The organism is Thiorhodococcus drewsii AZ1, from assembly GCF_000224065.1.
Taxonomy (GTDB): domain Bacteria; phylum Pseudomonadota; class Gammaproteobacteria; order Chromatiales; family Chromatiaceae; genus Imhoffiella; species Imhoffiella drewsii.
Genome location: NZ_AFWT01000032.1, coordinates 30,293 through 52,506, shown reverse-complemented (window position 1 = coordinate 52,506; position 22,214 = coordinate 30,293). Strand labels below are relative to the sequence as shown.

14 protein-coding genes and 3 pseudogenes are annotated in these 22,214 nt (G+C 61.3%); 10 read left to right on the top strand and 7 right to left on the bottom strand.

Annotation, left to right across the window (positions count from 1 at the left end; translation table 11 throughout):
* Nucleotides 1-623: 623 nt before the first annotated feature.
* Nucleotides 624-1,877 (bottom strand): annotated as a pseudogene (locus tag THIDRDRAFT_RS17860) (IS256 family transposase).
* Nucleotides 1,878-2,466: 589 nt separating this feature from the next.
* On the opposite strand from THIDRDRAFT_RS17860, the gene THIDRDRAFT_RS24000 reads away from it, so the two are divergent.
* On the top strand, nucleotides 2,467-2,967 hold the full coding sequence (locus THIDRDRAFT_RS24000; RefSeq protein ID WP_007042300.1) for a hypothetical protein: 501 nt from the start codon (nucleotides 2,467-2,469) through the stop codon (nucleotides 2,965-2,967).
* Nucleotides 2,968-3,229: 262 nt separating this feature from the next.
* Here THIDRDRAFT_RS24000 and THIDRDRAFT_RS17845 read toward each other — a convergent pair whose 3' ends face one another.
* Entirely contained in the window at nucleotides 3,230-4,267 is a 1,038-nt protein-coding gene (locus tag THIDRDRAFT_RS17845; RefSeq protein WP_007042299.1) for a succinylglutamate desuccinylase/aspartoacylase family protein, read from the bottom strand.
* Between the two features lie 3 nt (nucleotides 4,268-4,270).
* Entirely contained in the window at nucleotides 4,271-5,176 is a 906-nt protein-coding gene (rimK, locus tag THIDRDRAFT_RS17840; protein WP_007042298.1) for a 30S ribosomal protein S6--L-glutamate ligase, read from the bottom strand.
* Nucleotides 5,177-5,630: 454 nt separating this feature from the next.
* Between rimK and THIDRDRAFT_RS17835 the strand changes: the two genes are divergently transcribed.
* From THIDRDRAFT_RS17835 to THIDRDRAFT_RS17795, 9 genes are all read left to right on the top strand, one after another.
* On the top strand, nucleotides 5,631-5,963 hold the full coding sequence (locus tag THIDRDRAFT_RS17835) for an STAS domain-containing protein (protein ID WP_007042297.1): 333 nt from the start codon (nucleotides 5,631-5,633) through the stop codon (nucleotides 5,961-5,963).
* Between the two features lie 11 nt (nucleotides 5,964-5,974).
* Complete coding sequence (locus THIDRDRAFT_RS17830; RefSeq protein WP_007042296.1) at nucleotides 5,975-6,418, top strand: ATP-binding protein; 444 nt, start codon at nucleotides 5,975-5,977, stop codon at nucleotides 6,416-6,418.
* Nucleotides 6,419-8,356 carry a SpoIIE family protein phosphatase gene (locus tag THIDRDRAFT_RS17825; RefSeq protein ID WP_007042295.1) on the top strand — a complete coding sequence of 646 codons (1,938 nt, stop codon included), beginning with the start codon at nucleotides 6,419-6,421 and terminating at the stop codon, nucleotides 8,354-8,356.
* 193 nt (nucleotides 8,357-8,549) lie between these two features.
* On the top strand, nucleotides 8,550-10,019 hold the full coding sequence (locus THIDRDRAFT_RS17820) for an MFS transporter (protein ID WP_007042294.1): 1,470 nt from the start codon (nucleotides 8,550-8,552) through the stop codon (nucleotides 10,017-10,019).
* 13 nt (nucleotides 10,020-10,032) lie between these two features.
* Nucleotides 10,033-11,175 carry an alpha/beta hydrolase gene (locus THIDRDRAFT_RS17815; protein ID WP_007042293.1) on the top strand — a complete coding sequence of 381 codons (1,143 nt, stop codon included), beginning with the start codon at nucleotides 10,033-10,035 and terminating at the stop codon, nucleotides 11,173-11,175.
* Nucleotides 11,109-12,227 (top strand): hypothetical protein, encoded by a 1,119-nt coding sequence (locus THIDRDRAFT_RS17810; protein ID WP_040845269.1) that lies wholly within the window; start codon nucleotides 11,109-11,111, stop codon nucleotides 12,225-12,227. The genes THIDRDRAFT_RS17815 and THIDRDRAFT_RS17810 overlap by 67 nt, the downstream gene beginning before the upstream one ends.
* 393 nt (nucleotides 12,228-12,620) lie before the next feature.
* Nucleotides 12,621-13,970: a L,D-transpeptidase gene (locus tag THIDRDRAFT_RS23995; RefSeq protein WP_007042291.1), complete on the top strand. Its 1,350-nt coding sequence runs from the start codon at nucleotides 12,621-12,623 to the stop codon at nucleotides 13,968-13,970.
* Nucleotides 13,967-15,103 (top strand): aminotransferase class V-fold PLP-dependent enzyme, encoded by a 1,137-nt coding sequence (locus THIDRDRAFT_RS17800; RefSeq protein WP_007042290.1) that lies wholly within the window; start codon nucleotides 13,967-13,969, stop codon nucleotides 15,101-15,103. The genes THIDRDRAFT_RS23995 and THIDRDRAFT_RS17800 overlap by 4 nt, the downstream gene beginning before the upstream one ends.
* 317 nt (nucleotides 15,104-15,420) lie before the next feature.
* Complete coding sequence (locus tag THIDRDRAFT_RS17795; RefSeq protein ID WP_007042289.1) at nucleotides 15,421-17,205, top strand: LTA synthase family protein; 1,785 nt, start codon at nucleotides 15,421-15,423, stop codon at nucleotides 17,203-17,205.
* Here the strand turns inward: THIDRDRAFT_RS17795 and bioA are convergent.
* The 4 genes and pseudogenes from bioA to THIDRDRAFT_RS26845 all read right to left on the bottom strand — a co-directional run.
* Entirely contained in the window at nucleotides 17,196-18,488 is a 1,293-nt protein-coding gene (bioA, locus tag THIDRDRAFT_RS17790) for an adenosylmethionine--8-amino-7-oxononanoate transaminase (RefSeq protein WP_007042288.1), read from the bottom strand. The two genes, THIDRDRAFT_RS17795 and bioA, sit on opposite strands and share 10 nt — an antisense overlap.
* A 104-nt stretch (nucleotides 18,489-18,592) precedes the next feature.
* Entirely contained in the window at nucleotides 18,593-20,032 is a 1,440-nt protein-coding gene (locus THIDRDRAFT_RS17785; protein WP_007042287.1) for a GTPase/DUF3482 domain-containing protein, read from the bottom strand.
* Nucleotides 20,032-20,586 (bottom strand): annotated as a pseudogene (locus tag THIDRDRAFT_RS26850) (DUF2868 domain-containing protein); the annotation flags it as partial. The gene THIDRDRAFT_RS17785 and the pseudogene THIDRDRAFT_RS26850, both read right to left, overlap by 1 nt.
* 296 nt (nucleotides 20,587-20,882) lie before the next feature.
* Nucleotides 20,883-21,998 (bottom strand): annotated as a pseudogene (locus THIDRDRAFT_RS26845) (DUF2868 domain-containing protein); the annotation flags it as partial.
* Between the last annotated feature and the right edge of the window lie 216 nt (nucleotides 21,999-22,214).

Here is a 22,214-nt window from a genome sequence, read left to right as displayed (position 1 = left end):
GAACCAATGCCGGAAGGCCAAGAGTTCATCGACATCGACATGCAGGACACTGGCAAATTGGGCCAGGTCATCGAGTTCGGCCGAACGCTCAACTTCGACGCCGACACAGATCCAATCAGCCCCGACCAGTACGATTGATATTCCGCGTCCAGATCGACGCGCCATTGATTGAAACCCCGCTGAGAGCGCTTGCGATTCCACCACTTGACGAAGATAGGCCATCGCCTGACGGACTTCGGCCGCCGAGCCGAAGGCATAGTTGTAGGTCTTGTCGACGCGGCAGATCTTCCAGGCCGGAAGACCTGGAAAGGCCAGATCACGCAGACGCTCACGAGCGAAGCGGATATGCGCGCGTGCCCTTTCAGACTGCCCCGAGAGATCGCCTTGAGGCGTCTGTCCTCAACGAAGCCGTGAACGCCAGCGCCGGGATCACAGGAACCCCAGCGCGCCCACTGGAGATCGAGCGGAGGCACAGGCGACCAGGATGCAGGCGACCAGAAATCGGACCACGGCAGTCGATCAGCCATTCTTGCCGTCCAAGCGGTCATACAAGGCACGGCGAAGACCGCGCATGAAATCCGTGTGGATCGGGAGTTAATGTCAAATCTGGTGTATGGCCTCCATCAGGCGGCGATCCGATCTGACTGATCGTTCACTTGCTCTCCATCGCGGAACGGGACGTTATTGACGACCAGTTCCAGTTTTCTAAATCCCTTGATGCGCCTCCAGTTCTTCTGCGCCGACTGGAGCAGCTTGAAGACCATCGCCAACGTGGTCTCGCGTGCCCCGCAGTTGCGGGTGCGGTTGGTGCGCAGGCGCACGGTGGCGAAGGTCGATTCGATCGGGTTGGTGGTGCGAATGTGCACCCAATGCTCGGCCGGATAGTCGTAGAAGGCGAGCAAGGTCTCGCGATCCTTGGCCAGGCAGCCCATGGCCTTCGGATATTTGGTCTCGAAGCGCTTGAGGGTGCGCTCGAAGGCCTGATGGCCGACTGGCGGGTCTCGGCCATCCAGATCTCCTGCAGGTCGGTCTTGACCTTCGGCTGCACGGACTTGGGTAGCTTGGCGAGTACATTGGCCGTTTTGTGCACCCAGCAGCGCTGGTGGACCGTATCCGGATAGGCCTTGGTGAGCGCCTTCCAGAATCCCAGCGCCCCGTCGCCCACGGCGAGCTTGGGGCCGGCCGTCAGCCCACGCTCGCGCAGGCTGGTGAGCACTTCGCCCCAACTGGCCTCGGACTCCCGATAGCCATCCTCGACGGCGACCAGTTCCTTGTGGCCATGCTCGGTGACGCCGACGATCACCAGCAGGCACACCCGATCATCCTGGCGCACATTGCTGTAGACGCCGTCGGCCCACCAATAGACGTAGCGTCGATCGCTGAGGTCGCGCTGACTCCAGCGCCGATGCTCCTCGCTCCACTGCTGCTTGAGACGCACGACCGTGTTGGCCGACAGCCCCTTGGCCCGATCACCGAGCAACGCCCCGAGCGCCTCCTGATAGTCACCGGTCGAGATCCCCTTGAGATAGAGCCAGGGGATCAATTCCTCGACACTGCGCGAGCGTTTCAGATACGGCGGCAGCAGGCTCGAGTGGAAGACCGCCCCACCACCACGGCGGTCACGGACCTTCGGCACCTTCACCGTGACGTCTCCCAGGCCCGTCTGCACCGTCCGTTCGGGCAGGTAGCCGTTGCGCACCACCACCCGGCGCCCATCCTCCAGGCGCTGATCGGCATACCCGGCCAGAAAACTCGCCAGCTCCGCCTCGACGGCCTGAGCGATCAGCTCGCGTGCCCCCCTTCCTGAGCAACGCATGCAGTGGGTCGTGCTCCTCGATTTCTGGTTGTGAAAGACCTTCAAGCGTAGACTCGGTCATGGCGTATCCACCTCTGTCGTCTGTGATCTTGGTCGTGACCAGTCGACAGGATACGCCATCCCTCCTCGGGCTCCTGTACACCAGAAATCACAATAACTCCCGAGTGATCGGTCGGCTTCTCCTCACCGCCCAACTTCGACGCGGCCTCGGCGTAATACGCCCGAGGCATATTGACGTCATCGGCACAACGACCGGCGACATAGCCAGCCTCAAAAAATCGATCAGATAGAGGCAGGCTCTCGTCACGAAACCGACTGCTAGCCGCCGACACAGGATCCACAGGCGCTGGAGCATCCTGTCCGCGATCGTACTTCTCAACGTAGAGCGGTCCAGAGGCACGCGACGACGCAAAGGCGTGCGCGGCTTCCTCGGTCGCGAAGGTACGCGGCCTGCCCTTGGCATCACGCGCCCAGGCGTTCCCGGTCGGATCATCCGTTGCAGAAATCGACCAAGGCCGCGCGGTGCGGTCAGCATTGAACGTGAGCGCAACGGTATAGAAGTCCTCGCCCGTCAGCGCAGAAACGGCGCCCTTACCCCCAACGTGGTAGCGTACCGCCCTCGCCAACACCATTTCAGACGGACACTGACGATGGATCCAATCACCGCGCTTCTCGCAAGCTACCTCACAACAGCAGCACAATCGATCAGCAACGAAGCCTTCAGCCACATGGATCTGAATGGAACAACGACCGAGACGGCAGAGATCCAAGACATCACGGTTTCCTTCGACCATGTCGCCTGGAAGATTCAAGACCGATCTGTTTGCAAAACATACCGCAACGATGTCATGAAGATGTCGAAATGCACGCACGCGGCGAAAGATCTGTTCATCCAGACCTGTGACAGACTGACAGCGAAACGGCTCTACCACCCCGACTACCCCAGCCTGAAGAGAATGTATTGCACGGCCGCTAGGCAGTATCGCCCAACACAAGCCAGCGTCGAATGGGCAAGCCCAACGCCCACAAACACCGACGCGCAAATCCTCCAAGAATGCCGCCTAGCGAAAGCTGCATTACTCACGGAAAACACTCCTGAGAACCGCTACATCAAGAAACAGGCGTGCGATCTACTCAAAAAGCCAGAGTAGACGCCGAGCGCAGCCGACAAAGTAGAAATTGGGCTCGATGGCCCAAGACCGTCAGGCCCCTATCCTTTCAGACTGCCCCGAAAGGTCGCCTTTAAGCGTCTGTCCTCAACGAAGTCGTGAAGGCTAGTGTTGGGTGTCATTTTTGTATTTCGTTAAGGGTGATGAAGGAGTGAAATATGTTCGGTTGTCCTTTTGTATTTGTTTAGTATTCTAATTGTTGAACTGGTATAAAATACTCTTGATACAGAGACCCCGAATATCGTCACACAATGGGCGGATCCAGGGCTGTGTCGTCCAGGCACTCTTGCTGAAATGCCTCCACTTCGTCTGCTACCTCCTCGTGATCGTCGCGGAAACGCGCAATATGGTAGACAGCTTCGCCTTCGTGCACCGAGGGAATCTGGATACGGCCGATGACCACACCGCGGGTTTGGGCTGCGACTGGATGCTGCGCGCCAGTGGATGGATCGCTGATGAAACCAAGAATATCGCCGCGCTGCACCCTGGCGCCGAGTGGAACCAGCGTGCGCAGCAATCCGCTCTCGGACGCGCGGATCCAGGCGCTGGATCGCGCGACGAAGGGGGCGGTCTCCCGCTCTTGTCGACGCTGCTTACTAAGCATTCCGAGCTCGCGCATCACATTCAGCACGCCCGCCAGTCCGGCACGAATGCAAAACTCATCGAAGCGCAGCCCCTCTCCCGCCTCATAGAGCAGCATGCGAATCCCGAGCGCCGTCGCTGCCTCGCGTAACGAGCCGTCTCGTAGGGTGGAGTTGAGTAGCACCGGCACGCCGAAGGCGCGCGCCAGCCGGTCGGTTTCCGGGTCGTCGAGATCGGCACGGATCTGCGGCAGATTCGTGCGGTGAATCGCCCCGGTATGCAGATCGATCCCATGCGTGCAGCGCCGCACGATCTCCTCCATGAAGACATGGGCGACCCGTGCGGCCAGCGATCCGGCGGCAGAACCTGGAAAGCTGCGATTGAGATCGCGACGATCCGGGAGATAACGCGATTGATGGATCAGTCCATAGACGTTGACGACAGGAACCGCGATCAGGGTGCCGGACAAACGACGCAATGCCTTGGCTTCGAGTAGACGGCGGATGATATCCACACCATTGAGTTCATCCCCATGGATCGCGGCCGAAACGAAGAGACACGGCCCCTCCTTCTTGCCATGGATCACGTGCACGGGCATGGAGAGAAAGGTGTGCGAATTGAGCTTCGGGAGTGCCAGATCGACCAAGGCGCGCTGGCCAGGCGCGATGAGCTGATCCTGTATCTGGAAAGGCGCCCGCATCTCCTAGCCTTTGCCACGGGTACGCGTGTTACCGGATGCGGCGTTTTTCTCGATGAATTCGATGATGTTTCCAGCGATGTCCTTGCCGGTCGAACGCTCGATTCCCTCAAGCCCCGGAGAAGAGTTCACCTCCATCACCACAGGGCCGTGATTGGAGCGCAGCAGATCGACACCGGCGACATTCAAGCCCATCGTCTGTGCCGCTCGCAGCGCGGTCGAGCGCTCTTCCGGGGTAATCCGCACAACGGTTGCGGTCCCTCCTCGGTGAAGGTTTGAACGAAACTCGCCCTCTTTTCCCTGGCGTTTCATGGTCGCGACAACTTTGTCCCCGATGATAAAGCAGCGCAGATCGGCGCCCCCGGCTTCCTTGATGAACTCCTGAACAAGGATGTTGGTATGGAGGCCCATGAATGCCTCGATCACGCTCTCGGCCGCCTTGTGCGTCTCTGCCAGCACCACGCCGATCCCTTGCGTCCCTTCCAAGAGTTTGATCACCAACGGTGCCCCGCCAACCATCTTGATCAGATCCTGGATGTCGTCTGGCTTGTGCGCGAATCCAGTCACCGGCAGGCCAATCCCCTTGCGAGAGAGCAACTGCAGTGAACGCAACTTATCGCGTGAACGTGAAATGGCCACCGATTCGTTGAGCGGAAACACACCCATCATCTCGAACTGGCGCAGAACGGCGGTGCCATAGAAGGTGACCGAGGCTCCGATACGCGGGATAACCGCGTCGAACCCCTCGAGCCGCTCGCCCTTGTAGTGGATCTGCGGGCGCATGGAGGTGATATTCATGTAACAGCGGAGCACGTCGAAAACCCGGACCTCATGCCCGCGCGCGGTAGCGGCCTCCACCAGGCGATTCGTCGAGTAGAGCTTTGGATTTCTGGACAGAACGGCGATCTTCATAGGTATCTCGCAAGCCATTGAATGGAATGGGAGTGAATCCCTTGTAACGGATGGGTCAGGGCACCCTCGCGCTGACTGACTCCTACCCAGGGAGAAGGCCGCTGTGAAGCACAACCGAAACGCGGCCAGCGTCTGACATTAGGTTAGTCGGGCCGAATTCAGAGAATCACACCATAGACGCGGGTGCCCTCCTCGTCCACAGCGTTCATCGACTAAACGCCATGATCGAAACTGTTGCCATCGATTTTCTCGAATACCCCCTCCTTTCTGTTTGTTGGCCTGCGTTGGACTGTTACTCGCGCCAGCGACGCTCACCGCCACAGAAGTTCCCAATATGACGATTGCCTGTCTCGGGTCTGGACAGCCCCGGACCTCCAGCGGGTTGTGGTATAAACTCCGCGCGACGATCCGGATTACTGGATCCCTTGGTTCGAGTCTCTGCGGAGAACAATAGATGGATATCCAGATATCGCACGAACAGCAGGCATCGGTCGTGGCTGTTTCGGGCAAGTTGGACACCTTGACGGCGCCAGCGTACGAGAAGGCGGTCACCGAATTGATCGATTCCGGCACCACGCAGATGGTGATCGATTTCGCCGAACTCTCCTACATCAGTAGCGCCGGACTGCGCTCGCTGTTGGTGACGGCGAAGATGCTCAAGACCAAGGCTGGAAAGCTGGCCTTGGCGAACGTCACCGGCGGTGTTCGAGATGTATTCGAGATGGCCGGATTCGGTTCCATCTTCGCCATGTACGACTCCGTTCCAGCCGCGCTCGAAGGTCTCTGAAGGGCGACGCAATGGATGACGTCCTCCTCCAGGTACCGGCCGAGCTGGAGCAGCTGGAGCGCATTCAGTCCTTTGCGGCTGAACGGGCGGCTTCGGCGGGACTCGCGCCCTCCGCGCTGGGCAAACTGGCATTGGCGCTGGAAGAGGTGTTCGTCAACATCTGTCATTACGCCTATCCAGATCGATCGGGATCGGTCGATCTGCGTACCTGGACCGAAAACGGAGAGTTCGTTATCGAGATCGCGGATACGGGCATGCCGTTCGATGGTCTCGCCCTGCCCGACCCGGACACCTCCGCCGAGCTCGATGATCGTGAGATCGGTGGACTCGGCTGGTTTCTCATCCGACAGTTGGTGACAGCGGCCGATTATCGCCGTGAAGGTGATCGGAATCTGCTGCGCTTGCGCCTATCCATCGATCCAGAAGAGACGCCGAATGCCGCGAAGGATGCCTGAATGAAGGGTCGAACGATTGCGTTTCGTCTCATACTCGCGGTTTCGGTGTGTACCACAGCCATCCTGTTCGCCGTCCTCGGTTTCGACTATCTGCATTCGCGCGCCTCTCTGGAGCGCGAGATCGACCGCAATGCCCACAATCTGACCCGCGCTTCCGTCTTTCATGTCGAAACGGTGTTGATGTCAGTGCAGGCGGCCACCGAAACGCTGGCACGCGCCCTGGAAAGCGCCCACTTCGACTCTGGCGAGGTCCGCCATCTGCTCCGCAGCTCGCTGGAAGCCAATCCCGCGATATTCGGTGAAGCCATCGCCTTCGCGCCCGCGCTTGACGATGACGGCCGCGAGCGGCTCGAAGCACCCTACTTCCATCGTCGCGATGGGCATATCGAGTTCGTTCCCGTCGAGCAAGCCTACGCCTATCCCGACAAGGACTGGTTTCGCCGCCCACGCGAACTGAGGCGCCCTGTCTGGAGCGAGCCCTATTTCGACGAGGGCGGCGGCAATGTCCTGATGGTGACGCTATCCGTGCCCTTTTTCGAGCAGGAAGACAGTGGCGAGCAACGGTTTCGCGGGGTCGTGACAGCCGATCTCGCCTTGGACTGGCTGACGAAACTGGTCTCAGAGATCAAGGTGTTGGATACCGGATATGCCGTACTGCTCTCGCCAAGCGGCACCTTCATCACCTACCCGGACGCCGATTTCATCCTCAACGAAAGCCTCTTCACACTGCGCGAGGATCTCGGTTCGGGCGAACAGTTGTCGCGTTTGGGTCAACGATTGATCAGTGGCGTGGAGGGCTCGGTCAATCACACCGACCTCTTCGGTGAACCGGCTCGACTGCATTTCGCCCCCATCGAACCGGCCGGCTGGACCTTGGTTCTGGTCCTCCCCGAGGAAGAAATCTACGACGATGTGCGCAACCTCGCCCTGACCACCCTGAGCATCGGTGTCGCCGGAACGCTCATGATGTTGTTGGTCGTGGTGCTGATCTCGCGCTCAATCACGCGCCCACTGGGCGCGCTGGTGTTGGCGACGCGCGAAATCGCAGCGGGTCATTTCGATGCCCCGCTCCCCACCTGTATCACAGACGACGAGGTTGGGGAGCTGACTCAGGCCTTCGGCACCATGATGCGCGAACTGAGCGATCATGTGCGCCAGCTCACCCTGACCACGGCGGTGAAAGAACGCATCGAAAGCGAACTCAAGATCGCGCACGACATTCAGATGTCGATCCTGCCCAAGATGTTTCCGCCGCTGCCCGATCGCGACGAGATCGATCTCTACGCGCTGGTGGAACCGGCCAAGGAGGTTGGCGGCGATTTCTACGATTTCTTCCAGATCGACGAAGAGCATTTCTGCCTGGTCATCGCTGACGTCTCCGGCAAGGGTGTTCCCGCTTCGCTCTTCATGGCCGTCACCAAAACCCTGATCAAGGCAACGGCCAAATCCGGGCGCTCTTCGGCCGAGGTGATGACACGCGTGAATGCGGAACTGGCGCAGGACAACGAGCAAAGCATGTTCGTCACCGTTTTCTGCGCCATCCTCGATCTGAGCAGTGGCGAGGTCATCTACACCAATGCAGGCCACAATCCGCCGTTCCTGATTCGGGCGGACGGCGCCATCGAACTCCTGGTGAGCGGCAGCAGTCAGCTCGTGCTCGGTGTCATGGAGGATGTGGTCTATCGCACCGAGTCTCTGACCCTGTCTAAGGGAGAGCGGCTCTTCTTATACACCGACGGGGTCACAGAAGCGATGAACCCCGCCAATCAAGCCTTCGGCGAGGCGCGCGTCGTACAGGAATTGGAGCGTCTGCGTGAATTGAACCTACGTGAGACGACGCAGGCCATGGTCGCAAGCGTCCAAGATTTCGCTGGCAGCGAGCCCCAATCCGACGATATCACCATCATGCTCATCGAATACCAGGGTCTATCGGACTGAACCCTTCCCTGCTCTCGTCCAACTCGTCCAATCGGACCGTACCCCATCGGCGACACACTTCAAGCCGCCAACCGCGTCACAGATCCAGTGCGCTCACTCGACTAGCATCGGTTCCGTTTCCGCGAAAAAACGCTCAAACCGCTCAAGGAACGGCGTTTCGGCCCAACAACGACAATAAAATGCTGGGGCAACAATGACAGACTCCTCCACACAGTCTGCCGGGAACCATGACGGATTGGCCAACAAATGGCTGCTGCTCGTCATGGGCCAGATCGGCATCTTCATGTGTACCTTCGATAGCGGCGTGGTCAATCTGGCCCTGCCGGTCATCCGCGAAGAGTTCGGCACCTCGCTCGATACCATCAAATGGGTAGCGGTCGCCTACACCGCGACGGCCGCATTGGCGCTACCGACGGCCGCCTATCTGGGGCGGCGGTTCGGTGTCGTCCGCGTCTACATCATCGGTCAGCTGCTGTTCACCATCGGCTCCGTCGCCTGCGGGCTGGCCGAGAACCTGACGCTACTCATCCTCCTGCGCGTCATGGCAGCGCTCGGTGCCTCCATCATTCTCGCGCTGGACAAGGTAATCATGCTAGCGGCCTTTCCCCGGCGCCTGCATGGACGCGCACTGGGTCTGAGCGGGTCGACCTTCGCCGTGGGTATCCTGGTGGGACTCGCGGCGGGCGGTATCCTCATCCATCTGTGGGGCTGGCGCTCCATCTTCCTCATCAACCTGCCCTTCGGCATCATCATGATCGCGCTCGGGCTGCGTCATCTGCGGGCGAAGGATCTGGGGCTTCAGAAACTGGAGCAGATTTCTTTCGACTGGAAGGGTCTCGTCTGGGCGGGCGCTGCCTTGGGACTTCTGGTCTTCACCGTTTCGAATCTGCTCGAACAGGGCGATTTCGAGCTTTGGACCAATCTGGCACTGGTCGTCGCGACCGTTTTCGCCATCCGTCACTGGCTCACGCACGAGCTTGGATCGACCGAATCCTTCCTCAACCTGCACCTGCTCAAAACGGCACCGCTCGCCTATAACTTCTCCAACGCCTTCACCATCCGCGTGGTGATGGGGTCGGTGAACTTCATCATCCCCTTCTATCTGCAATACACCCTGGCTCTCTCGCCGTTCCAGGCCGGACTGGCGCTGAGCACGGGCGCTATCGCCATGGGTCTGCTGGGCCCCTTCGCCGGGGGCTGGTCCGATCGTTACGGGATGCAGCAAATCTCGCGCATCGGCATCACCGCGATGGCCGTGGCCATATGCGCCTATGCCTTCCTGCCTCCGGTCGTCACCGCCGAGAGCTTCGGCTTCGTTCTAGGCGCGCTCATCGTCGGACAGTTCATCAGCGGATCCGGCAGCGTGTTCTTCAGCGCCGCCAACACCAACAGCTGTTTGCACAGCGTTCAGCCGAATCGCTGGGGCACGGTCTCCAGTCTGCAATCGGTGACCCTCATGGCAGGCACCGCGCTCGGCTCGACCCTGGCCGCCGACCTGGTCGGCGTCTGGGGGCTGCAGGGACAGGATGCGTCGCAAGGTGCGCTCGGCGAAGGCTTCCCGCCGGATGCGCTGATGCTGTTGTTCGGTGTGGGCGGGCTCAGCCTGGTTCTACTCTCCGCGATCGGCTGGATGCGCAAGAACCTTTCTCCAGCAGTGTCCTGAAAGGAGCAAGGCAATGGATAGACCACCCCTCCATCTCGTCGGCGACCGTCTCTCGCGGCGCAAGCGCCTCTACTATTACATCACCACCGCCTTTCCGCTCTATGCGGTCCTGTTGGCGCTGGTGGTACTGCTCTTCACCGACATCCCGAACGATACCGATTCCTGGGTCATGGATCTTTTCGAGGTGGCCGGCATCCTGGTGCTGGTAGCCGTTACGCTACGGCTCGGGCTCCTCACCTATGGATTGTGGAAAATCAACAATCCGCAGCAGGGTTTCGGCTCGGTGCGAGACACCAATACCATTCTCGACTGCCAACCGATGAGCCATTCCTGTCAGCCGAAGAAGCCGCACGTGGTGATTCTGCTGCACGGATTCACCTCCTCGCCGATGATCTTCGATCACATCGCCAAGGAGCTGAAGGACAACGAAATCGATTTCCATGCCCCGCTAATCGTCGGCTTCGGACTCATCCGTCACGACCTGCTCTTCAGCCTGCGCGAAGAGGATTGGGTCCGTCAGTTGACCGAACTCTACGACCTGCTGAGCAGCCAGTACGAGGAGATCAGTGTCATTGGCCATTCGCTCGGCGGTCTGCTGGCGGTCTATCTGTCGCAGATACGCCCGGTGAAGCACCTGATCGTCGCCGCGCCCGCGATCTTCCCGGATCCAGCCCAACGGCTCTACCGCTTCCTCGGGCACTCGCAGGTCTCGGCACGGCTGATCGCCTGGATGGTGCCCTTTCTGCCCAAGCTGCGCCGCAAGGGGCGCTCCACCGCGAACGACGTCCTGCTCGACGACGCGGCAACGCGCTACTTCCAGTATCCGGTCGCACCGGTGCGCGGGGTCTTCAACATCATGAAGCTCCAGTCGCGTGTCGACTTCGCCCAGGCGCAATTCCAGACCTTCGACCTGCTCTTCGGCACCCAGGATCTGACCGTCGACAGCAACAAGATCCGTCAGCACATCGAAAGCCTGAACATCCCCCATCGCAGTCACCGCTTCGACGACACCGCGCACAATCCCTTCGTCGATTACGAATCCGAACTTGCCAGCTGGATCGTCATCTACATCCTCAACGGAGATCTCGAATGGCCGCCCAAGTCCTACGTGAACAAGCATCCGCAGACCAACGTCCTGGAGAAGACAGCGGCCTAGAAGTCCCGATCGCGAAGACGACCGGCGAGGTCATTGCGCTGGCGAAGCACTATGTCGAGTCTCAGTATCTCGGCACACCGGGATTCCGAGGCGCACACCTGGTCGGATCCATCATCCACTCGGATCGCGACGCACTCTTTCCGACCTACTGCGACGTCGATATTGCCATCGTGCTGGACCGAGTCGAGTACCAGGAGATCGAGGAGATCGAGCAAGAGGGGTATGTCCTGGAATGCATCCTCTCCTCAAGCGCGCGCTACGCCAGCGCCGACGCCATCCTGGCCCTGCCCGGCATGGCCTGCAATCTGGAGAAAAACAGCATTCTGGTGGACCCCGATGGCTATCTGAACGACATCCATCGGCGGGTCGCAGCCGAGTTTTCCGGGCGGCGCTGGGTCAAGATCCGCACCGAGGACGGCGTTCGCTGCGCGCGTTCGGCGTTGGACGCCATGCGTCAGGCGGCCAACCCCGCCGAGGCGGTTCACACGCTGGGCGAATTCATCATGCACTGCAGCGAAAGCATCACGGTTGCCCATCTGAATCCGCCCACGCACCGGCGCACCCTAGCTAACTTGAGGGCGTTGCTCTCGACGCCGGAGGAATTGGCGCTCTATGAAGAGATTCTCACCGCCTTCGGCGTGGAGCGGATCTCCGAACACGAGGCGCGGCGCTTTCTCGATCAATGTCTCCAGGCCTTCGATCGGGCGATCGAGGTCAAGCGCAGCCCGGTTCCATTCGAATGGAAGCTCGATCCATGCATCCGCGACTATCTGAAACGCGGCACGCTGGAGATGATCGAGGAAGGGGCGCATCGCGAGTCGCTGTTCTGGATCGCGCTCTTCTTCATGATCTCGACCCTGGCGATTCAGCAGGACGGAACGCCCGAGGAACGCCCCGTCTATGGCGCACGCCTGATGCATTTCCTCCAGGCTTTAGGGCTCGAATCGCCGACGGCGATCGGACAACGCATCGAGTTCTGCTCCGAACTACTCGAGAAAGTCGAAAGCTATGTGGACCGTTTCGTCGCAACCTCTAGCGCATTGAAGGACTGACCGCAAAACCTATCCGGCAGAATCAGGGGTCGCCCGGCCCCTGGGATCCACGCTTACGCCACTCTACGGCCCGTCCGAATCGGCGATGCAAACCGCCAACCGCCCTGTTTCGATACTCCACATGGTTAATCGGGTATTGGAACCCGAAGATCCATCCAGGATTCTCAATCTTCAGATATCCAGCGCAGTGCCAGATGCCTGATGGTCGTGATGCGACCTGATCGCCGCATGGGCACTCGGCTCGGCCCCGATGGTTTTTTGCAACGCGGCATCTCCTGGACGAAGGAGAACACAGGAGTCATGCGTGCCCTTGAGGCATTCGCGGGTTATCCTAGTCCGTCGGGAAAACACAAATAGGATCAGGGTGCCGGCTATCCTGGGAATCAGAAACACATGAATGACAGAACGCAGACCCTCTCTCTCGCTCTGGGCGCACTCAAGATCACATTCGGGGCAGTGCTCCTCGTGAATCTCAGCGGATGCGACGGGCTCGCCAAGATGATGGCCAAACCAGAACCCAAGCCCGACACCGCACAGTCTGGGCAACCGGAACCCTTGCCACCGCTTCCTCCCACCAAGGAGAAGCCCGAGCCCAAGCTCAAAAAGACCGAGCTCTATGAGTGGAACGGCGAAGGGCGTCAGGTGACACGCATCGTCGTCAATACAAACGAACAGAAGGCGACATTCTATTCTGGAAATGACGAAGTCGGCTGGAGCACCGTGGCGACCGGCGTCTCCAAGCACCCCACCCCGACCGGTAACTTCGAGGTCATCGAGAAGGTGGAGAACAAGCGCTCCAACCTCTACGGCAAGGTCTATGGATCGGGCGGTAAGGTGATCCGCTCCAACGTCAAGGTTGGACGCGACCCGATTCCTAGCGGTGCCCGCTTCGAGGGCGCCAAGATGCCCTATTTCATGCGTCTAACGAATGATGGCGTCGGTCTGCACGCCGGCCCCATTCCGCGTCCGGGTCGCGCGGCCTCGCACGGCTGTATTCGCATGCCGAGCAAGCTGGCACCGGTCCTGTTCGCACACGTCCCCAACGGCACCCCGGTCACGATCGAGGGCAAGGGGCCGAGCTACGGCGATTACATGGAGAAGCAGAGGGCGATCGCCGCCAAACAGCGCGCGGCCGAACAACGCCGACTGGCCGCCAAACAGGCCGCGCAGGAGCGCGAGGCCGCTGCTGCAGCCAAGGCGGCAACCGCCGAGGTCAAGGACGCCTCGGCGAGCCCTGGCACGCCGGCCTCGGAGCCGCGCGAGACCAAGATACGGACCGAACCGGCACCTGCTCCGGCGACCGAAACCATGACCGCGGACTCGGCGGAGACTCCGCGTGCGCCAGAAACGCCGAAGGTTACCGATACGCCGGTCGTGACGCAGCCGGCCACCGCAACCCCGCCGGCCCAACCCGTGACACCGCAGCTTCCCAAGCCGGAACAGGCGACGACCACTCCGCCCCCCGAGCCCGTGACCACCACGCCGGAGGTCGTCTCGCCGCCGCAGCAACAGCCCACGCCGAGCACGCCGCCCGAAGCGCCCTCCGAGCCGGCGCCCGCGAACGCGGCTACGAGCCCGACCCCACCTGAGGCACCTCAGCCAGAGCAACCCAAGCCCGAGGTCAAATCGGATCAACCGGCAGCCGAGCCGTCTGCGCCCGCGCCGACAGCGGCTCCGGCTCCGACTGAGCCACCGGCCGCCGCGCCTGAGCAGCCCCCAGCAGCGGAGCAACAAGAAGGATGAGCGAGGATTTCACGCTCGATCCCGAGCTCTGCCACCTCAATCACGCCGCCGTCGGGCCATGGCCTCGGCGGACGGCCGAGGTGGTCGCCCGATTCGCAGAAGAGAATGCACACGCGGGATCCCTCGCCTATCCACAATGGCTGGAGGTGGAGCAGCGATTGCGCGAGCGTCTGGCGAGGCTCATCGGCGCTGTGTCTCCGGCGGACATCGCGCTGGCGAAGAACACCTCGGAGGCCCTTTCGGTCATCGCCCATGGCATCGTCTGGCGCGACGGCCAGAACATCGTCGGAATCCAGCAGGAATTTCCGTCGAATCGGATCGTGTGGGAATCGCTCGCTACGCAGGGTGTCGAGTGGCGCGGGCTGGATCTGGATGCCTCCAGTGATCCCGAAGCGGATCTCATGGCGCTGTGCGACGACGAGACCCGTCTGCTCGCCGTCAGCTGGGTCCAGTATGCATCCGGGCGTCGACTCGACCTCGAACGGCTAGGGACCTATTGTCGCGCCAAGGGGATTCTCTTCTGTGTCGATGCCATTCAGGGATTGGGCGTCCTTCCCTGCGATGTCCAACGCTTTCAGACGGATTTTCTGGTTGCCGACGGACATAAATGGCTACTGGGTCCTGAGGGACTGGCACTTCTCTACGTCCGCCCCGAGCTGCGCGAAACCTTGACGCTACGTCAATTCGGCTGGCACATGGTCGAGCAGGTCGGCGATTTCGACCAGGTCGATTGGGTGCCCGCCGAGAGCGCCCGCCGGTTCGAATGCGGAAGTCCCAACCTACTCGGAATCCATGCATTGGAGGCGAGCCTTTCGCTGATCGAGGAACTCGGCCCGGAGACCATCTGGACCCGAGTTCAGGAATGCACCAACCATCTGATCGAGGCGATCGATCGGCGCGGATTCGAACTCCTGACCCCGTCGGATCCTGCTCTTCGGGCCGGAATCATCAGCTTCCGGGTCCCGGACCGCTCCGCAGAACCGCTTTATCGCGCGCTCATGCAACGCAAGGTGCTGTGCGCCTGTCGCGGTGGCGGGATCCGCTTCTCGCCGCATTTCCACACCCCGCTTTCCGTCATCGATCGGGCCATGGAGATCTTGGACGAGATCCTCGCGGCTCCGCCCGCCTCCTGACCCACCCTGATCTCGCCGTCGCCCCTCTTCTGGGAGGGGCGCACATGGCGAGTCGTTCGGCTTTCATACCCCCTAGAGGCGGCGCGCCTTGCGCCTGAGTCTGCGCGCGGAATTGTTACGATCATGCGTAAATAAGATTACAAAACGAAGACATTTTTATGACAATCGGCTAGTCTCTGGCGTACCGGGGTTTTCCCCATGCCACCTAACTCGCCAACGTGAAATCATCCATTCGATCGCCTCTCGCTCGTCGGCTTCTGCCTTGGGCAGGTGCTCTGCTGTTTGTTGTTCTCTGGTATGTCGCGGCCCAGATCGCCATGGCTCAGATCTTCGATATCGAGCTGAGAAACAGTTGGGTCTACGCCCGGGATCTGGGCACGCACCTATTGATCGGTGCCCTGCTGTTCGGCATGTCGCGCTCGTTGCAGCGCTTCATGGTGACCGCCACCGCGATCTTCACCACGCTGACCTTCGGCAATGCCATGAAGCTTGCCATCCTGGGCGCGCCCGTCGCGCCGGACGACTTCGTCGCCGCGCGGAATATGTTCCTGCTGCTCGACGGTTGGCAGTTGGCCACTGCCATCGCGCTGGTCACCGTTCCTCTGGCCCTCCTCGTCTGGTCCATCGACTGGCGGCGCGGTTGGTCCTGGGCCAATGTCGGCCTGCTCGGCGCAGGCGTCGCGGCGGTCATGCTGGCGCCGGCGCCCATCACCAGGGCCTTGGATGCGAACTTAGGCAACTCGGTCTGGAATCAGCCCGGAAACTTCGCGGCCCGTGGCCTACCTCTCCATCTGTTGCAGGAGACCGCGCGCAACCTCTCGCGTCGCGTGGCTCCACCCACACAGGTCGAGGTCACCGAAGCATTCGCAGTGGTGGAGGACGGGACCAAGTCTGACTTCGTCAAGGTGTCGTCCCAGAGCGATACCCGGCGACGCAACGTTCACATGATCGTTCTCGAGTCCTTCTGGGATCCGACCCTGCTGACCGCATCCAAGCTGTCGGCCGACCCCTTCGACCCGGCCTTCCGCGCGCTGTGGAGGGCTGGCGGCGAATCGCATCTGCTGTCCCCCGTCTTCGGCGGCTACACCGCCAATACCGAATTCGAGGTGCTGTGCGGATTCCCGGTGACCGAGGACAACGTCTTCTTCGAGACGGGTCTCAAACGCTCGGCGCCCTGTCTGCCGACCCATCTGGTCGAGGCGGGTTATCACACGCTGGCCTCCCATCCGAACGCCGCATCCTTCTGGAACCGCGTCAACGCCTATCAGCGTATCGGTATCCAAACCTATTGGTCGGATCGGGATTTCCTGCGCGACGACATGAATCGCAACTTCCTCAGCGATGCATCGCTCTACCGTCAGGTGCTGGAGAAGATCGGGCCAGAACTCCGGGACAATCGGCCACTGTTCGACTATGTGCTGACCTATTTCGGGCATTTGGACTATCCCTTGAACGAGCGTCGTCCCAAGGCCATCCACGCCGCCCCCGGACATGAAACGGTCGAGGCCTATGCCAACACGGTCTACTACAAATCCCGCGAACTCATGGCCTTCCTCAAGGAGTTGCGTCAACAGGATCCGGATGGCGTGATCGTCCTCTTCGGCGACCATTTGCCCGCGCTAGGTCCGAATTTCGGTGGCTACACCGAATCCGGGGTCCTCAAGTCGCAGCGGGGAGACTTCGACGACAGCATGATGCGCACCCTGGTGCGTACCCCTCTGGTCGTGATCGACGGCCAGCGCGGTCCGGTCAAGCTGGGCGACGTGCCTGCCTTTCAGATTCCCGCACTGCTCCTCGAGCTGCTCGGCGATCGACGCCCCTCCATCATGGATCTAGCGAATCGCGATCCCGAAAAGGCGCCCATTCGGCCCCTGCCCGGCCTAAACGTCACGCTCGCGGACACGGAAACCAAGGTCTGTCGGGACGGAGAATCCAAGGATCCCGCATGCGAGCGTTCCGCGCATTGGGTCGAGGCGATCAAGACGCTCCGAACCGACATCTTCAGCGGCGAACAGCACACGCTGAAGGATCTCGATCCGCCTGGAGGCCGATTCCGCGAGGCGTCGGTCGGGACCGCCGCCCAGCACTCAGATCAGTTGTGATCGGGCGCTTCGCCGAGTACTTGAGTCACCGCCGAGCATAGCTCGGCGAGCTCTGCATCGCTGACCACGTAGGGCGGCATCAGATAGACCAGCCGTCCAAACGGACGTACCCAGACGCCGTGCTCGACGAAGCGGCGCTGGATCTCGCGCATCGCGACCGGTTGTTCCATCTCGACCGCGCCGATTCCACCGAGAACGCGCACCTCGGCGACGCCGGGCAAGGAACGGCAGGATGACAGCCCCTGCTCCAATCCCCGTTCGATCCGAGCGATGTTGGCGGCCCAATCCGTCGAGAGCAGCAGGTCGATACTGGCATTGGCCACCGCGCAGGCAAGCGGATTGCCCATGAAGGTCGGGCCGTGCATGAAGACGCCCGGCTCCGCAGCGGAGATGGTGTGGGCAACGCGCTCGGTCGCGAGCGTCGCCGCCAGAGTCATATAGCCGCCGGTGAGCGCCTTGCCAACCGTCATGATGTCGGGCGAGATACCGGCATGCTCGCAGGCGAAGAGCCTTCCGGTGCGCCCGAATCCGGTGGCGATCTCGTCGGCGATCAGCAACACCTCGAAACGATCGCAGAGCTCTCGGACCTGTCTGAGATAGTCGGCGCTGTAAAAACGCATCCCGCCCGCCCCCTGGACGATGGGTTCCAGGATGACGGCGGCCAGCTCATGATGATGTCGCTCGATCAAGTCGGCGAAGGGCTCGATCCGATCCGGCGGACAGGTCTCACCAAAACGGCAGTCTGGGGCGGGCGCGAAGACCTGCCGTGGCAAAACCCGACTGAAGAGATGGTGCATTCCGGTCACCGGATCGCACACCGACATGGCGTTGAAGGTGTCCCCGTGGTAGCCGGAGCGGATGGTCATGAGGCGATGACGCTCGGACCGCCCCGAGGCGATCCAGAACTGGAGCGCCATCTTGATCGCAACCTCGACCGAAACCGAACCGGAATCGCACAAAAAGACGTGCTGAAGCGGTTCGGGGGTCAGGTCGACCAGCGAACGAACCAGACGCATCGCCGGCTCGTGGGTCAGTCCGCCGAACATCAGGTGCGACATTCGTTCGAGTTGATCGCGCGCGGCCTGGTTGAGAACCGGGTGGTTGTAGCCGTGAATGGCACACCACCAGGACGACATGCCGTCGATCAGGGTACGGCCGTCCATGAGCTCCAACCGGCAGCCGTGCGCCGCGCGCACCGGATAGACGGGGTCTCGGTCGATGGTCGAGGTGTAGGGATGCCAGGCGTGGGCCTGATCGATGGTGAGCAATTCGTCGATGTTCACTGAAGGAGGCGGTCGCTGAAAAACTATCGGGTGAGTCGAATATCACCGCGCCCCTCGCGACCCGAGGGGCGCGAGACGAGCGGCGATGACGGAGGCGACTGTCGTCAGAGATCGCTGCGACTGTCGATTTCGTCCAGGGAGACGCCGCGCAGGATTCCCATGATGATCTCTCGGCACTCGGCCTCCTGATCGGAGTCCTTGCCACGTCGAGCAGCAGCAAAGAAGCGCCCCAAGACACGCTGTTGCTGCGCGCTCAGCGCCTCCGTGAATCCCTGTTTGCGGACATCCTTATCGGGCACCCGATTCGGCGCCGCCTCTTCCGCAGCCTGACGTCCATGGGCCCAGTTCATCGCGCGCGCGCTGTAGAGCACGATACGGTCCAGCAAGACAAAGGGAAAACGCGGATTCGAGACGGGCCCGATGGTGAATGTGTGCGTTCCAGGCGCGCGCTCGATGTTGAGCTTGGCCAGCGCCTTGCCGCCGACCATACCCAGAACGCCGCCAGCCGCCGCGCCAAACAGCGCTCCGCTTCCAAGCGAATGACCGGCCGTTGCCAGGTCGACCGTCACCCCGGATGCCGCCCCGGCCGCCATGCCGACCAGTGCCAGCTGGCGACGCGAAAGCCCCAGTGCCTGACCGACCTCTTCCGACAGCAGGTCCTGTTCGAGAATGGAGTCAGGCGGCAGATGCCAGACGTTGTGGCGGAAATTGGTGCGAATATGCTCCTGCGCCTCGACCTCCAAACGCCGCAGATCATCCTCGAACTCGGCGGTCAGTTCGGCCTTGATGCGGTCGCGACCGCTCTGGAAGATGATCTTGCTGTCTTTGACCGTGCGAGAAACCTTGTAAGTCAGTGCCTGCTTGAGCAGGTCTAGGATGGTCGTGACGGCCTGATCCGTGCGGCGCTCCCAATCGTTGGTGAAGGCATCGACCGCCTCCTGGACCAGCGGCTCCCAACGTTGATCGATACTCTTGAGTGCGTTGAGCAGCTTGATACGTTCGGCATAGGTCGCGCGATGCGCGTTGAAGATGCGCACCGAGTTGAATGCCTTGCTGAGTGCATCCTGCCACTGATCCATGTAGCGCGTCTGACTGGTCAGGTTGTTCAGAACCGCCATGCGTGGCCGAGCCGTCAAACGCAGCAGCTCGATCTCGACGCGGTCCTTCTCCTTGATTCGCTTGGATCCATCGACCACCAGGATGATTCCGGCCCCGTTGGCAACGGGCTCCAGCAACGCGCAATCATGCGAATAGAGCTCATCGGCGCCGAATGCCTTGATGAAGGCTCGGGCGAGATCCTGATTCTCCTGCTCGTTGTTCTGGAACCACTCCAGGATGGCGTTGGGATTCTGAAACCCAGGTGTATCGATAAACTCGATCACGTTCCGACCGTCGATCACCACCGGATAGACATCGGAGCTGGTCGTGGTCCCCGCGCGTTTGTCGATCGCGATGCGGTCGTTCTCCGTCAGGGTCGCCACCACAGAGGATTTGCCTGCGTTCGGGTGACCCATGATCGCCAGTTGCGGAATTCTCTCGGCCATCAGACTTCTTCTCCATCCTCGCTGGACGGTGCCAGCATTTCCAAGCGCAGATAGGGATCCGCCATTTGATCGATCTTGCGTTGCCAGTCGGTGAAATCGAACGCGCGCAAGGGCGGCAGGCGGTCGTCGTCCTCGGGGTCTCCGACCAGCGCCAGGAGCATCTGGGCCTCGGTTCCGGCCACCGCGCGTAGCTCACGCAGGAAGAGCAGGTTCTCTGTGATCGGAGGCTGAGAGCCGTCCTGGATCACAACGACCCTTGGCGGAGGCGCCTGCCAGTCGCCCTCTTCGAGCAGGGCCAGCGCCTGCAAGGTCATCGCGCTTCCCGCACCGAAGGTCGCATAGGCGCCGACACGCCAACCACTCAGCGCAAGCAGCAGTTGCTCCATCCGGGGGCGATCCTCAGTCTCCAAGACATCGTCGACGTCGACATGGACCAGCAACAAACAGGCATCCGGGGCGAACCGGGGAGCCGTATCCGTCGAACCAGCGCCTGATCCTGGTTGCGGAACAGGCTCATCGAGCACGGAAGGTTCGGGTTCGGGTTCGGGTTCGGGTTCTGGCTCTGGCTCTGGCTCTGGCTCTGGCTCTGGCTCTGGCTCTGGCTCTGGCTCTGGCTCTGGCTCTGGCTCTGGCTCGTGGCTCTGGCTCTGGCTCTGGCTCTGGCTCTGGCTCTGGCTCTGGCTCTGGCTCTGGCTCTGGCTGGCTCGACGTTAGACGCTTGCGTCTCGGATGTCTCTTGGAGCGCGTCTGGTTCTGGTGTAGCGCTGGGGTCGGTTGACTCGGGTTCTGGAGGCGACTCCGACGTCTTTGCCTCGGTCGGCTCACCGATTTCGGAAGCGCGTGCCTCAACGGCGTTCATCTGCGTCTGCTCCGGAACCTCTGTTGATTCCGGCTTCGGCTGAACGATCTCAGCTTGATCGGACGTCCTATCCTCGGAACCCTCCTCCGTGGTCGGCTGAGGATCTCTCCAAGGACGTCGGCTGACCGCCGGTTTGGCCGTCGAGAGCGGCCCGACCAATGCGGGCCGGACTGCACGCGGGGAGAGTTCGCCGGGAATGGGCATCTCTGGTCCCTGACCGGATGCGTTGGATACCGTATCCAATCGCGGGGTCAGCATCCGCGCGTAAAGCGCCTGGATTCTGCCGTGTGTGAACGACAAACGGATGAGCGCAAGTCGTTGGCCGAGCAGCGAGGCACCGAGCAGGAGCAGCCGCGGTAGCAATCCATAGGTGATGACCGCGAGGACCAGGAACCAGCGCCAGGAGCGCAAATGCTCCGGGTCCGGATGGATGTTCTGCATGAAGGTCCATTGCTCAAGATAGACTCGAGAACCCTCAATCTGCTCCAACGTCGGATATCCGACCCCCTCGCCGAACAGCCAGCTCCAGGGCGATGCCATCACCCGCACCAGATCATAAATGGTCTGCGGGTGCGCAGCGAGCGAGGTGCCCCAGCCAAACGCCAGATCGGTGAACCATTCCAGAATGATCGTGGTCAAGACGACGCCGACATTGAAGGCGACGCCGAAGATCTGCGCCGAGAGCAGCAGCGGCCACTGTGCGAGGGATCCATAGACGGCGTATTGGGATTTCAGCAATCCATGGGTCGCAAGCGCACGGTCGCGAATCTCTTGCGTGGAATTAAGGAGATGCTGTTGCTGCAGCCAGGAGGCAACACGATTCAAGAGCGGCTGGATGACGCGGTTGAGGAGCAGCGAGTCCTGCTCGCCGGAACGGCGGCCGCGAAGACTTCTGCGCACCCAGGTCCAAACGGCGGCCGAAACGATCAAAAACTGGACGATGACCAGGATGAAGACGAACCAGGGAACGCTGATCGGCCGATTGCCGTCGAAGTGCAACAGGGTCGAGGCGACACCGATGCCGCAGACCAAACCCAGAACGGCGAGGATGATGCTCCCCAGACGCTGGGCCTGGGCGAATGCGGTGCCCGGCAGCAAGGCACGCATGTCCGCGCTCTCATCCTCCCGACGCGTCTTGAGCCAACGCAGGAGTGCGGTGCGTCTGTGCTGGGGGGTATGAGGCTCTGCGACGGGGAGATGACTCTCGACCCGTTCCAGATAGATGCCACGGTCGCGTTCGGCCAAGCGTTTCCGCGCCGTGGGATGCTCGCGCAGCTCACTCTCGTCCGCGTCCAGGTAATACTCGAAATCGATGAGGTCGGC

Coding starts and splice junctions, on each gene's coding strand:
- THIDRDRAFT_RS24000 (WP_007042300.1), top strand. CDS start 2,467: ATGGATCCAATCACCGCGCTTCTCGCAAGCTACCTCACAACAGCAGCA.
- THIDRDRAFT_RS17845 (WP_007042299.1), bottom strand. CDS start 4,267: ATGCGGGCGCCTTTCCAGATACAGGATCAGCTCATCGCGCCTGGCCAG.
- rimK (WP_007042298.1), bottom strand. CDS start 5,176: ATGAAGATCGCCGTTCTGTCCAGAAATCCAAAGCTCTACTCGACGAAT.
- THIDRDRAFT_RS17835 (WP_007042297.1), top strand. CDS start 5,631: ATGGATATCCAGATATCGCACGAACAGCAGGCATCGGTCGTGGCTGTT.
- THIDRDRAFT_RS17830 (WP_007042296.1), top strand. CDS start 5,975: ATGGATGACGTCCTCCTCCAGGTACCGGCCGAGCTGGAGCAGCTGGAG.
- THIDRDRAFT_RS17825 (WP_007042295.1), top strand. CDS start 6,419: ATGAAGGGTCGAACGATTGCGTTTCGTCTCATACTCGCGGTTTCGGTG.
- THIDRDRAFT_RS17820 (WP_007042294.1), top strand. CDS start 8,550: ATGACAGACTCCTCCACACAGTCTGCCGGGAACCATGACGGATTGGCC.
- THIDRDRAFT_RS17815 (WP_007042293.1), top strand. CDS start 10,033: ATGGATAGACCACCCCTCCATCTCGTCGGCGACCGTCTCTCGCGGCGC.
- THIDRDRAFT_RS17810 (WP_040845269.1), top strand. CDS start 11,109: ATGGCCGCCCAAGTCCTACGTGAACAAGCATCCGCAGACCAACGTCCT.
- THIDRDRAFT_RS23995 (WP_007042291.1), top strand. CDS start 12,621: ATGAATGACAGAACGCAGACCCTCTCTCTCGCTCTGGGCGCACTCAAG.
- THIDRDRAFT_RS17800 (WP_007042290.1), top strand. CDS start 13,967: ATGAGCGAGGATTTCACGCTCGATCCCGAGCTCTGCCACCTCAATCAC.
- THIDRDRAFT_RS17795 (WP_007042289.1), top strand. CDS start 15,421: ATGGCTCAGATCTTCGATATCGAGCTGAGAAACAGTTGGGTCTACGCC.
- THIDRDRAFT_RS17785 (WP_007042287.1), bottom strand. CDS start 20,032: ATGGCCGAGAGAATTCCGCAACTGGCGATCATGGGTCACCCGAACGCA.